Origin of the sequence: Thioclava sp. SK-1 (assembly GCF_001705665.1) — a bacterium.
GTDB lineage: Bacteria > Pseudomonadota > Alphaproteobacteria > Rhodobacterales > Rhodobacteraceae > Thioclava.
On the sequence record NZ_MDHA01000022.1, the window covers coordinates 70349 to 83483 of the forward strand.

Sequence of the window (13135 nt, forward strand, 5' to 3'; positions counted from 1 at the left end):
GTGATAAGTCTTATGTATTAGATTCATCAATGATGTCCCCGGGCAAGACGCCGTTGGGGATGTTTTTGTAACATAGGGGGCGCAGGAAGCGGCGGATCGACAGGGTTCCGACCGAGGTCGCGCCGAAATTGGTTGACCCCGGATAGGGTCCGCCATGCACCATCGTATCTGACACTTCCACGCCGGTCCGGAAGCCATTCGCCATCACCCGGCCCGCCTTACGTTCCAGCACCGATTTGACCTAATTGCGCCCCTCAAACCGGGCCTGACCATCGCGATAGGCCTGCGCGGTCCCATCGGTCAACATGACCTGCGGACCCACCTGTTCCAGCGCCTATTTCGCCGCCGCCACAAAGGCATCGCCATCCGCGCCGGTTTGCACCAATCCCGGGATTGGTGCAAAACTGCCCCGCGCCCATCGTCAATGAACCCGCCCAGCCGGTGCCGATCTGCGCCCCACGCGCCGCCGCCGCGGGCAGAACAAACATCGGGTTGATCGAGCCCAGCTCGCCAAAAAACGGGATCGGTTCGGGCCGCGCCGCGCATAGATCGAACAGCGCGCGCCCTCCACCCAAAGAGCCGGTGAAACCCAATCGCCCGTAATCAAATGCTGAACATGCGGCGAGAATATCAATTGCCTGTCCATCATGTCTCTCCCCTGGGGATCAGGCCCAGTTGCGGACCATGTCGCAGGCAATATCAAAAGCGGCCCGCGTGGCACCTACATCCGCGCGGCCCTGGCCTGCGATATCAAACGCAGTGCCATGTGCCGGTGTGGTGATCGGATAGGGGATCCCACCCTGCACCGTTACGCCCCGTGAAAACCCCATAAGTTTCAGCGCGATCTGCCCTTGATCGTGATACATCGTCACCACGGCGTCGATCTCTTTCGCTGCCACTTTCAAAAACACTGTATCGGATGGCCACGGCCCTGAAATCGCCATCTGCCGCGCCGCGAGCTTCTCAACCGTTGGGGTGATCACGTCAATTTCTTCGGTCCCGAAATTCCCGCCATCCCCGGCATGCGGGTTCAATGCGGCCACCGCGATGCGCGGCCGCACCACACCAGAGCGGCGCAGGGTTGTATCCGCGAGTTCAATCGCCTCGATCAACCGGTCTGGTGTGATCGCATCGGCCACATCGCGCAGCGCAATATGGCTGGTAACGCGGCTTGTCCACATGCCATCCAATGTGTTCAGCTCGGATAGGTAATTCTGCACCCCCAGATAGGCCCCGATGTGATGCAGCTCATCAGCATGGGATAACCCTGCCAAATGCATGGCCGCCTTATTGAAAGGTGCAAAAACCAATGCCTCAATCACGCCATCGCGCAGCAGATCCAAGGCCCGCTCCAATGTCGCCAAGACGCTGCGGCCAGAAGCTTCGGTTTCGCGCCCCACAATAATGTCGCTGGCGGTGATGGTCTGGGTTTCCAACCATCGCAGACCCGTAGAGCCGCCAATCGCCGCCGGATCAACCGGATCCAGCGAATAGTCACAGCCGGCCTGTGCCATTCCTTGTTCCAAAACCACACGATCACCGATCAAGACGATGTCCGCCGCCTGTGTCACACCGTCAGCGGTCAAAAGACGCGCGACAAGTTCAGGTCCGATGCCGCTGGGGTCGCCAGGGATGATGCCGATACGAGGGGTCATGATGCATCCTTGGATTTACCGGCCTGCGTGCGTGCGACGTTTTCGACCGTAGTGGAAAGATGGGTGCGCAGCGCCGTGGCACAGGCCACCGCATTGCGGTCTTTTAAGGCCTGAAACACCATATCATGTTCGCGCAGGGTCCGGGGTCTGTCCGGCTTCGAGCGCGATGAAATGAACCGGGCGCGCCACAACCGCGCGTTATATTGCCGCTGCGTTTCGGCCAAAGGACGGTTGCCCGACGCCCGCACGATAGCTTCGTGGAACGCCATATCCCGGCGAAAAAAGGTCAATGGATCATCCAGGTCAGAGCGGTCGCGCATCGCAGCACAAATCTCACCAATGGCGCGGATTTCGGCATCGGTCGCCTTGGCGCAGGCCTGTTCCCCTGCCAGACCTTCCAGCGCGCCCAGAACGGACAGGTTTTGCGCCAATGTATCCAGATCAGGATCGGCTACAAACGGGCGGCGAGTGGGTCCATATTCCACCAGCCCTTCTATTTCCAACAGCCGCAAGGCCTCACGCAAAGGGGTGCGTGAAATCCCCAGAGCATCGGCCAAGTCGCGCTCCCGGATCGGCTGACCGGGGGCAATTTTTTCCAACAAAATAAAGTCGCGCAACCGGTCGGCCGCCTCCTCAGACAAGGATTTGCGCGCCGTAATTGGGGACAGCTCGGCAAGATGGGTCGCAAGATCAAGATGTTCGGTCATAGTATGTCCTCAATGTCCCCACCGCATCGAAATTGGATCGAGCGGCTGCAACAGGTCCAACAATTCTGCGCGTGTCTCTGGCGCAAGTGGCGGTATAGGATGACGGCAGAAATCAGAAGCAAAAACCCGCCCCTCGACCATCGCAGCCTTTGCCGCACGAAACCCACATTGCCGGTTTTCATGGTTCACCGCGGGTAAGACCTGCGTATAGCGCGCCACCGCAGTGGCGCGATCTCCCGCACGATGCGCGGCGACACAGGCCCCGATATGTTCGGTGACCATCGCCGAACACATGGTGCCGCAGGCGCCCGCATCCAGATCGGCCAGCATCGTGATCCCTTCTTCACCATCCAGCGGTGACACAATATCTGCACCACCTTGTGCAATCAGCGTGCGCAGCTTCGCCGCCGCTGCGACGGATTCAATCTTGAAATGCTGAACCATTTCAATCTCGCGTGCCATGCGCACCAACAACGGCACGGGCAGATCCACCCCGGACAAAGGCGCATCTTGCACCATGATCGGGATGCCCACTTCGCCCACACGGGCGAAGTGTTCATAGGTTTGCGCAGCGGTGCCCTTTAACAACGCGCCGTGATAGGGCGGCATCATCATCACGGCTGTCGCGCCCAAATCATGGGCCAACTGCGCACGTTCCACTGCAATCGGTGTGGCATAATGCGAAATCGTGACAATAACCGGCAGGCGCCCCGCCATATGTTCCAGCGACAGCCGCGTCAGCGCCGCGCGTTCCTCATCGGAAATCAAGAACTGTTCCGAAAAATTGGCTAAGACACACATCCCATCGGCCCCTTGATCGACGATACAATCGATCACCCGCCGCATGCCGGGCAGATCCAGCGTGCCATCGGGATGAAACGGTGTGGGTGCTACGGGCCATGCGCCGGTGAATTGCTGTGCCATCGTCATTCCTCGATCGTGAAGTGGTGCAAATGCGCATCCGAGATGGAAAGCCCCAGCCCCGGCGTGTCATCCGATAGCTGCAAAAACCCGTTTTGCGCCGCAGGATCCCCATCAAACACATAGTAGAACAGCTCATTTCCCACCTCGACATCAAAGACTGGAAAATATTCCGACATCGGGCAATTCGGGCTAGCCATCGTCAGGTGATAATTGTGCATCTGCCCGGCATGGGGGATGACAGGCACCTGATAGGCCTCGGCCAGGGCATTGATTTTCTGCGCTGCCGTAATACCGCCGACACGATTGGTGTCATATTGAATCACGCTGACCGCGCGCGCCTCCAGCAATTGGCGGAACCCGAACAAGGTGAATTCATGCTCCCCGCCCGAAATCGGGATTGATCCCCGGTTCAGCTCACCATAGCCATGAATGTCATCCGCGATCACCGGCTCCTCCAGCCAGCGCGGTTCAAACCGCTCCAGCTTGGGCAACATCCGGCGGGTGTAATCCAAATTCCACCCCATGTAACATTCCAACATCAGATCCGCATCATAGCCGATCACCTCGCGCACAGCTTCCACACGTTTGAGGTTCTCGCGCATGCCGGACATACCATCCTTAGGCCCCCAGCCAAACCGCATCTTATATCCGGTATGGCCGGCAGCACGGGCGGTTTCGGCCTCTGTCTGCATGTCCGCGACCGGGCCGGAATATAGTTTGGAATAATAGACCGGAATGGCGTCCTTCATTCGGCCGCCCAGCAGTTTGAACACCGGCTTGCCCGACAATTTACCCATCAGATCCCAGATCGCGATATCCACCGCCGAGATAGCAACCATTCCAACGCCTTTGCGCCCCCAGGCCAAGGTGCGGCGATACATTTTTTCCCACAAATAGGCATAGTCGAACGGGTCTTCTCCAATCACCAACGGGGCGTAATATTGGTCAATCGCCGCTTTGGTCAGACGTGGCGCCAGGGCCGCATTGCCGATCCCGATGGTGCCGTCTTCGCATTCGACCTCCACCGTCAGCCATTGATGGAACCGAAAGCTGCCCATCGCATCGCCCTTATCCCACAGCAGATCAGAAGCATTGGTGCAAAAATTTCCAGATGGCGGAACGGTTGGGCCGGTCCAGGTCCAAACGCGGGTCCGGACGGATTTGATCTTGCTCACAACATAGCCTTTCTTTTGAAAATCAGCGCCTTGAGTGCCGGGCCAAACAGCGCAGCACAGGTCAGGGCGAAAAATACAAGCGCGATGGGGCGTTGGAACATCATCCACCAATCCCCGCGGAACATAGCGATGGATTGGCCCAGCCGTTGTTCAACCATCACCCCCAGCACAAGGCCGATGGCCAAAGACACCACGGAAAACCCCGTTCGGTTCATCGCGAACCCGATGACCCCAAAGCCCAGCGCGATGAATATATCGCTGACCGATTGGCGGATCGCATAGGCCCCCACGATCGAAAACAAAAAGACCAACGGCCACAGGATTTGCACAGGCACCGTGGTGATCCGGGCGAAGATCGGCGCACCGCCCAGACCGACGATCAAGAACAGCACATTGGCCAGCAACAGCCCGGCAAAAATCACACCCAGAAATTCGCCCTGTTCTGCAAACAGCGTCGGACCCGGCTGGATACCTTGGGCCAATAGACCCGCAAGAATGACCGCCGCGGTGGGGCTGCCCGGAATACCCAGCGCAAGCGTCGGAACAAGGCTGCCGCCGATGGCGGCGTTATTTGCCGCCTCGGACGCAGCAATGCCTTCAATCTCTCCCTTGCCGAAATTCGCCTTATTGGACGACCATCGGCGGGCCTCATTATACGATATCATCGAGGCAATCGTGGCCCCCTCGGCGGGAAGAACACCGATGAATGTGCCAATTCCGGTCGAGCGCAGGATTGTTTTTCGGATGCGCCGGAAATCCGCCATATCAGGCAATTTGGCGGCTTTCATCGCGATAATTTCGCGCACAACATGCAGCTGCGTCGACTGGCCCAGCAATTCGGCAATACCAAAAATACCGATCATCACGGGCACAAACCCTACGCCCTCATACAGGGCATGTGTGCCAAATGTGTAGCGCTCAACCCCCGTAAGAAGATCGACACCAACGGTGGACAACAGCACACCAAAGGCGCCGGCCATCAGGTTCTTGATCGCAGAACCGCCCCCAATCGTCGCCAGCATAGACAGCCCAAAAAGCGTCAGCGCGAAATATTCTGGTGGCCCGAAATCATAGGCCAACCGGGCCATCAGCGGCGCGGCCATGAACAAAAACACAATCGAGGCAAAACCGCCAAGCGTTGACGCCAGCGTGGCCACGCCAAGGGCGCGCCCCGCCTGACCATCACGGGCCAGCGGATAGCCATCAAGGCAGGTCGTGGCGGAGGCCGACGTGCCCGGCGTGTTGATCAATATCGCCGTGATCGACCCTGCGAATGTCGCGGATCCATAAATCGTGGCCAGCATGACTGTGGCCGACACCGGATCCATCGTCAGTGTGAACGGCAATAACAGCGCGGCACCGGTGGTCGCATTCAGCCCTGGCAAAACGCCGATGATCGTCCCCGCCAAGGTGGTCAACACGATCAAGAGAAGCAGGTTTGGATCGCCCAAGGCAGCCAAACCGGAAAGCATATCCGCCATGAGATCACCGATAATAAAGATCTAAAAGGAAGCCGCGCGGAAAGCGCACCTCAAACAGCTGATCGAACAGCACAAAGACAAGCACAGGGGCCACCACGCCCAAGCCGATAAGGACAAGGACGCGCCGTTCGCCCCAGATGAAGGACACACCCGCCGTTGCCACCATCAGGGCAAACAGCAAATCGCCCAATCCCAGCAACGCGGCAAAGCCTGCCAACATCAAAAGACTGCGCCAGAACGCTGGGGCAAGCGGTTCAAGCTGCGCATCCTCAAGCCGGAATTCATGGTGCTTAAGCTCAATAAACGCCAAAACCGACAACAGCAGGATCAGCCCCGAAATCAATCGGGGGAAGGCCGCAGGCTGAAAGCCGCGGATCAAAAATGGCGGCACATCTTTGAAGGTGAACGACCAGCCAATCGCAAACAGTGCAAGGCTGCAGGCAATCAACAACGGGATCAACGCGCGCGGGTTATGTGCGGGCATGGGATGATCTTTCATAATGGATGGGACAGGCGGCACATTGGGTGGCACGATGGCCACCCAAGACAGGCAACGGCCCTATCCTTGAACATATCCAAGGGTGATAAGCGCCTCTTGCATCTGACGGACACTTTGATCCATCTGCCGGCCCCAATCTTTCGCCCCCGCGACCGAGTTCCCTTCAAGCCCCTGCGATTGCAAAAACTCCAGATACTCCGGGGATTGCATGCCTTCCATTAACGCCGCTTCCAGTTTGGCGACGATATCCGCCGGTGTGCCCTCGCGCACGGCAAAGCCGCGTACAGTGGCGAAATCTGCATCAATCCCCAAATCGGCGGTGGTCGGTGTATCCGGCGCAGTTGCCAGACGTTCGGACCCCGTGACGATGGCCGGGCACACCTCCCCCGCTGTGATTTGTGCAGCTGCCTCGCCGTAATTCAGCACGCCAACGTCAATATTTCCGCCAACCAAATTGGTCAGCAGATCGCCGCCACCCTCAAAAGGAATGATATCAGGTGGGTTTACGCCTGCAGCCTTGGTGAACATAAAGGCGGAGACATCGTCGATATTGGCGACATGGGTCACGCCATAGGACAGCGACTGGGACGTTTGCGCGTCAATAAACGCCTGAGCATCGGCGTAAGCGCCACATTTGACCATCAACACCTGCGGATCATTCGTGCCACGCGCGACAGGGATCCAACCCTCTGCCGAGGATGCGCCATTTTTGGCCTGTGTCACCGCATGGCCGGTGGTCCAAACCAACAGCGTCTGCCCATCTGCCGGGCGCCCGTTCACATATTCCATCGAAACAGCGCCCGACCCGCCCTGTTTCGAGACAACGATCATATCGGCACCCAAAACCGGCGCGACCGAGCGCAGCATCATCCGCGCTGTTGTATCCGTTCCGCCCCCCGCACCGGAATGCGTCACGACTTCAATGGTGCCTTTAGGAAATTCATCTGCATGTGCCGCAACAGCACAAACCGACGCCAGCAGCGCCGATGTCACAATATGTTTCATGATATCCTCCTGAGCACTGCCTCCTCGCAGCGCAGGGATACCTTACCCACGATTCGCCTTAGTTTGCAATATTTGGTATACCAAATTTCATATTTCATTTTGCGCGTAGCCTGCCACTACAGCTCCCCCGCGCCGGACAAGCCAGCGCAGGGTAGAGGGTATTTACACGATGCCGCCCCCACCGCCTTTTACAACAGGGCGCTTGGCCGCAACCTGTGCCCGATAGCCAGAGGCGCGATAGGCCATGATCGGGTCAATCGCGCCGCTTGTTTCAAGCCGTGCCATGGCCAAGATCGGCTCTACATCCGTGCGGAACCCAGCCCGCAGCGTCGCCGAAGCCATCAGCGCATCATTATCGTCTTGATAGGCCGCCAAAGCCGCACGATCGACCAACGCCGCCTGCACCGCAGCACGTTGAATTTCCATTGCAGAAATCATCAGGCTTTCGATTGGATCGGTCACGTTATGGGATTGGTCGATCATATGCGCCAGATCCAGCCCCGGCGTGCCCTCCGCATCCACCAGCTCGTTCCACACCAAGAACAGCCGATAGGGTTCGATGGTGCCTGCATCCAGATCATCATCACCGTATTTACTGTCATTGAAGTGAAAACCACCCAGCTTGCCTGCATGGATCAGTCGGCTGACGATCATCTCAATATTCACATTCGGGGCGTGATGGCCAAGATCCACAAGGCACATCGCCTTGTCCCCCAACTCCTGCGCGGTCAACAGGCTGGTGCCCCAATCTTGCACCACGGTCGAATAAAAGGCAGGCTCATAAATCTTATGTTCTGAAAAGATCCGCCAATCCTCTGGCAGCCCTTTATAGATCTCTTTCATTGACGCCAGATAACGTTCAAACTGCCGCCCCATATGGGTTTGACCGGGGAAATTTGCACCGTCTCCGATCCAAACCGTAAGTGCCTTAGAGCCAAGCTGGGCGCCTATTTCGATACATTCAAGATTATGCTCAATCGCCTGCGCCCGCGTCGCACCATCCGTGTGACTGAGCGAGCCGAACTTATAACTATGTTCATCGCCCGTATCCGAAAACGTATTGGAGTTCATCGCGTCAAAGCGCAAATTCAGCGTCTGAGCCTTGGCGTTCAAATCTGCCGGATCGGCCTTATCCCATGGGATATGCAGCGACACGGTCGGCGTCGCCTGTGTCAACTGATGGATCACCCCACAATCATCAAGCTTGTCGAAGATCGTCGCGGGCTCGCCGTGTCCGGGGAACCGTGCGAAACGCGTGCCCCCCGTGCCGGTGCCCCAGCTTGGCACGGCCACGCCAAAGGCTTTGGCCCGGTCTTTCACCGTGTCAATATTCACTCCGCGCCGCGCCAAACGCTCTCCCAGTGCGGCGTAATCTCTGGCAAGATCTGCCGAAACGAGGGCGTTGGCCTTCGCAATCACATCCGTATTAATCATCATTTCCTCCCATCAGGTGCCTACCCACCTGGAAATTCATGGGTCCACCGAACCGCTGTCCGGTGGCCCAGGTGCCGCCCCTCAGGCCCATCATCGAAGCGGCATCATCTGTTCTTAGCGCGTGAACGCCTCTTTGTTGCCGGCATCTACGTTGATGATATTGCCGGTGGATTTGGCCGAAGCGTCCGAGGCCAGGAAATACGCAGCCTCTGCAATGTCTTCGGGCAGGACCGATCGCTTCAGCATGGAACGCTGGCGATACATCTCTTCCAGCCCACCCTTATCGGTGCCATAGGTGGAGGCGCGCTGATCCAGCCATTCGCCCGACCAGATCTTGGACCCCTTCAACACCGCGTCGGGATTGACCACATTCACACGAATACCCGCCTCGGCCCCCTCCAGTGCCAAACAGCGCGCCAGATGGATCTCTGACGCTTTCGCCGTGCAATAGGCCGAGGCATTGGGCGACGCCGCCAGCCCGTTCTTTGACGCAACAAACACAATCGCACCGCCGATATCTTGTGCGCGCATCAATTTGAACGCCGTGCGCGACACAAGGAAATACCCGGTGGATAAGATCGCCATGTTCTTATTCCACAAATCCAGTGTCGTTTCTTCAATCGGCGCCGAAGAGGCAATGCCCGCGTTTGACACCAAAATGTCGATGCCGCCGAATTCCACCGCCAGATCGGCATAGGCCTGCACCACCGCCATCTCATCTGTCACATTCATTTCAACGGTGCGCACGACGTCAGGGGAATAGGCGCTCGACAGTCCTTTGGCAGTGTCGGCCAGCGCGCTGGCATCAATATCGGCCAGCATCACACAGGCGCCTTCGCGCAGATACCGCTCGGCAGTGGCCGCACCGATGCCACCGGCACCGCCCGTGACCAGCGCCACACGGCCCGCCATTGCTTTTGGTTTGGGCATACGTTGCAGCTTGGCTTCTTCCAACAGCCAATATTCGATATCAAACGCTTCTTGCTCTGGCAGACCGCAATACGTGCTGACCGTAGAGGCACCACGCATCACATTGATCGCGTTCACATAAAACTCGCCTGCGATACGCGCCGTGGCTTTGTCCTTGGCAAAGGTGATCATGCCGACGCCGGGCACCAGATAAACGACTGCATTGGGGTCGCGCAACGCCGGGCTGTCCGCATGTTTGCAACGGTCATAATAGGCTGCGTAATCCTTACGATAGGCGCTGACCTGTCCGGGCAAGCCTTCCATCACTGCGTCAATATTGTTCTGGGCTGGGATGAAATCCACGACCAGAGGACGAATTTTTGTGCGCAAGAAATGGTCGGGGCAAGACGTGCCCAACGCCGCCAGATCCCGCATGCCCTTGGCATTGACAAATTCCAGCACAGCATCGGAATCATTGAAATGGCCCACCATATGCTGCTGCCCCGACACCATACCGCGAATCGCTGGCATCAGTTTCGCGGCAACCGCCCGCCGGTCTGCTTGCGGCAGGCTGTCATGTTCGGGGCCACCAAACACCGCCACGCCCTTGGTTTTTGCTGCAAAGAAATCCATCGCACGATTGATGATATCCAGCGTCAGATCATAGCAGGCCTTGGCATCGTCATCCCAGGTGAACAGACCATGGCTTTCCAGCACAACGCCCTTCGCATCCGGGTTCTTCAGGCAGAAATCTTCCAACCACAGGCCCAATTCATAGCCCGGTTTTTTCCACGGCAACCAACCGATTTCATCGCCAAAAATATCAGCCGTCAATTGTTTGGAATTGGCCGATGCAGCGATGGCAATAATCGCATCCGGATGCATGTGATCGACATGTTTTTTCGGCACATAGGCATGAAGCGGCGTGTCAATCGACGCCGCGCGCGGGTTCAGATTGAATGTGCAATGGGGCAAATATCCAACCATTTCATCTTCATGCGCCAGCCCACGGTATTTGCCCTTCAACGCGCGCAACTTGTCCATATACAGCGTCGAGAACCCGTCCATTTTGATCGAGCCGACATCCCCGCCCGATCCCTTGACCCATAGAACCTCGGCCATATCACCGGTCAGCGGATCCGCCTGCATCACTTTGGCAGAGGTATTGCCACCACCGTAATTGGTGATCCGCTTGTCAGATCCAAGCAGGTTGGAGCGGTACAGAAGCTTTTCTGGCTCGCTCATTTTCTCTGCGACGGCATCATCCCATAAGGATTGCAGCCGCGCATGCAGGCGTTGATCGACGGTGGTCATCAGTATTCTCCTCCCGGTGAACCGTATAGTAAGCGGGTAATTCGACCCAAGACTGAACAGGGTGCAGCGTCTTGTCAATCATAAACGATCATAAACAATCATGCTGCAACGCAAAAATGATTAATATGATTGTTTTTGATTGACAGTGAGCGCTGACGCCAAGTAGCAATGAAAGACGGAGGAGCGACATGCACGAAAAAGAACGCCATAGGATTATTCTATCTGCCATTCAGGATCGCCCTGTTTCGACAGTAATAGAGCTTTGCGCGCTGACTGGCGCGTCAGAGGCCACGATCCGGCGTGATATCGCAGCATTACATGTCCAAAAGAAGCTGCGCCGGGTGCGCGGCGGGGCAGAGGCGCTTAATCCCAATCAATTCCCCGGGCTGGCGGGACGCCCGTTCTCGATCAATGAAACAATCATGATCGAGCAGAAACGCGCAATTGCCCGCGCAGCGACAGAACTTTGCGACGAAGGCGATCCAATCATCATTAATGGCGGCACGACGACATTTCAAATGGTGCACCCGCTGGCGTCGCGCAGACTGCAGGTTTTCACCAATAGTTTCCCGATTGCAGAACATCTTCTGCATCATTCAAAGAACACCGTTTTGCTGTCGGGTGGCGTGATCTACCGCGAACAAAACATTGTTCTGTCGCCTTTCGATAATGACGTGACACGCAATTTCTATGCCCGGCGGATGTTCATGGGCGCGCAGGGGGTCGGGCCGCTGGGCCTGATGGAGGCCGACCCGCTGCTAATCCAAGCCGAGCAGAAGCTGATCGGTCAGGCGGACGAGCTGGTGCTGCTGGTCGACAGTTCAAAATTCGAAAACCGGTCTTCATTGGTGCTGTGCCCGCTGAACCGGATTGACGTGCTGATCACCGATGACGGGATCAGCGATCGCGCCGCCTCCATGCTTGAGGCAGCCGATGTGAAATTGATCGTGGCGAGCCCGAGCGCCACGGTGGAGGAGCCCACGGGAACCTGACAGGAGACAGGTGCGCGTGACAGTTTCGGGTTTAGGGAGGACGACATGAAACTGACAAAACTTTTGACGACGGTTGCCGTGGCCACGGGTCTTTTTGCCCAATCCGCTGCTGCAGATGACATGCGTATCGCCATTGTGGTCAAAGCGCTTGGGATCGGCTTTTTTGAAGCTGCGGCCAAAGGGGCTGAAGAGGCCGCGCAGGAGCTGGGCGATGTAGAGATCATCTACACCGGTCCCACCGACACCACTGCTGAGGGGCAGATTGAAGTGATCAATTCGTTGATCGCGCAGCGTGTCGATGCGATCGCGATTTCGGCCAATGACACAGATGCATTGGTGCCAACCCTGAAAAAGGCGATGCAGCGCGGGATCACCGTTGTCAGCTGGGATTCTGGCGTGGCCCCCGATGGCCGGATGGCGCATCTCAACCCATCTTCGAATGAATTGATCGGCAATATGATCATCAAGCTGGCGGCGGATGAGCTGCCCGCCGATGGTGGCAAAGTCGCGGTTTTATCCGCCACCACCACCTCGACCAACCAAAATATCTGGATCGAGGAAATGACCAAGGTCTTGCCAAATTATCCGGGTGTTGAGGTCATCGGCACCGTTTATGGCGACGATCTGGCCGATAAATCCTACCGCGAGGCACAGGGTCTGATGCAATCCAACCCAGATCTGAATGCCATCATTGCCCCGACCAGCGTCGGCATCGTCGCCGCCGCGCAAGCCGTGGTGGATGCGGGTAAGGTTGGGCAGGTCAATGTGACCGGACTCGGCCTGCCCTCAGAAATGGCCGGCGCCATTGAATCGGGTGCATCCAAATCCTTCGCCATCTGGAACCCGATTGATCTGGGCTATTCCGCGACCATGATGGCCTATCATCTGGCCAAGGGCGACGCGACAGCGGAGCCGGGCGCAGAAATCTCTATCGGGCGCATGGGCGAGGTCACCTTGGACGACACCAACTCTGCCGCGATGGCCGATCCGTTCGTCTATGATGAAACCAATATCGATGATTTCAAATCTATCTTTTGATC

Annotated in this window: 11 protein-coding genes and 1 pseudogene; 2 read left to right on the forward strand and 10 right to left on the reverse strand. The window is 57.4% G+C overall.

The window, feature by feature from the left end:
• Positions 1-10: 10 nt before the first annotated feature.
• The 10 genes and pseudogenes from BFP70_RS20210 to BFP70_RS02420 all read right to left on the reverse strand — a co-directional run.
• Positions 11-593 (reverse strand): annotated as a pseudogene (locus BFP70_RS20210) (hypothetical protein); the annotation flags it as partial.
• Positions 594-665: 72 nt separating this feature from the next.
• Complete coding sequence (locus BFP70_RS02380) at positions 666-1655, reverse strand: 4-hydroxythreonine-4-phosphate dehydrogenase PdxA (RefSeq protein ID WP_066009771.1); 990 nt, start codon at positions 1653-1655, stop codon at positions 666-668.
• Positions 1652-2362 (reverse strand): GntR family transcriptional regulator, encoded by a 711-nt coding sequence (locus tag BFP70_RS02385; RefSeq protein ID WP_066009772.1) that lies wholly within the window; start codon positions 2360-2362, stop codon positions 1652-1654. The genes BFP70_RS02380 and BFP70_RS02385 overlap by 4 nt, the downstream gene beginning before the upstream one ends.
• 9 nt (positions 2363-2371) lie before the next feature.
• Complete coding sequence (locus BFP70_RS02390) at positions 2372-3286, reverse strand: dihydrodipicolinate synthase family protein (RefSeq protein WP_066009773.1); 915 nt, start codon at positions 3284-3286, stop codon at positions 2372-2374.
• A gap of 2 nt (positions 3287-3288) precedes the next feature.
• Positions 3289-4461, reverse strand: coding sequence for an L-rhamnonate dehydratase (locus tag BFP70_RS02395; RefSeq protein ID WP_066009774.1), 1173 nt, complete (start codon positions 4459-4461; stop codon positions 3289-3291).
• The gene (locus BFP70_RS02400; protein ID WP_066009775.1) at positions 4458-5942 is read right to left on the reverse strand and encodes a tripartite tricarboxylate transporter permease; all 1485 of its coding nucleotides are present in this window, start codon (positions 5940-5942) and stop codon (positions 4458-4460) included. The genes BFP70_RS02395 and BFP70_RS02400 overlap by 4 nt, the downstream gene beginning before the upstream one ends.
• Positions 5943-5946: 4 nt before the next feature.
• Entirely contained in the window at positions 5947-6426 is a 480-nt protein-coding gene (locus BFP70_RS02405; RefSeq protein ID WP_176715473.1) for a tripartite tricarboxylate transporter TctB family protein, read from the reverse strand.
• A 75-nt stretch (positions 6427-6501) separates the two neighbouring features.
• Positions 6502-7446, reverse strand: a complete 945-nt coding sequence (locus tag BFP70_RS02410; protein ID WP_066009776.1) for a tripartite tricarboxylate transporter substrate binding protein — start codon at positions 7444-7446, stop codon at positions 6502-6504.
• Between the two features lie 162 nt (positions 7447-7608).
• On the reverse strand, positions 7609-8880 hold the full coding sequence (gene rhaI / locus BFP70_RS02415) for an L-rhamnose catabolism isomerase (protein ID WP_066009777.1): 1272 nt from the start codon (positions 8878-8880) through the stop codon (positions 7609-7611).
• 114 nt (positions 8881-8994) lie between these two features.
• Positions 8995-11103 carry a bifunctional rhamnulose-1-phosphate aldolase/short-chain dehydrogenase gene (locus BFP70_RS02420; protein WP_083217313.1) on the reverse strand — a complete coding sequence of 703 codons (2109 nt, stop codon included), beginning with the start codon at positions 11101-11103 and terminating at the stop codon, positions 8995-8997.
• A gap of 188 nt (positions 11104-11291) precedes the next feature.
• On the opposite strand from BFP70_RS02420, the gene BFP70_RS02425 reads away from it, so the two are divergent.
• A complete protein-coding gene (locus BFP70_RS02425) occupies positions 11292-12095 on the forward strand; it encodes a DeoR/GlpR family DNA-binding transcription regulator (protein WP_066009778.1) in 804 nt (267 codons plus the stop codon).
• A 45-nt stretch (positions 12096-12140) separates the two neighbouring features.
• Positions 12141-13133 carry a rhamnose ABC transporter substrate-binding protein gene (gene rhaS, locus BFP70_RS02430; RefSeq protein ID WP_066009779.1) on the forward strand — a complete coding sequence of 331 codons (993 nt, stop codon included), beginning with the start codon at positions 12141-12143 and terminating at the stop codon, positions 13131-13133.
• Positions 13134-13135: the final 2 nt, after the last annotated feature.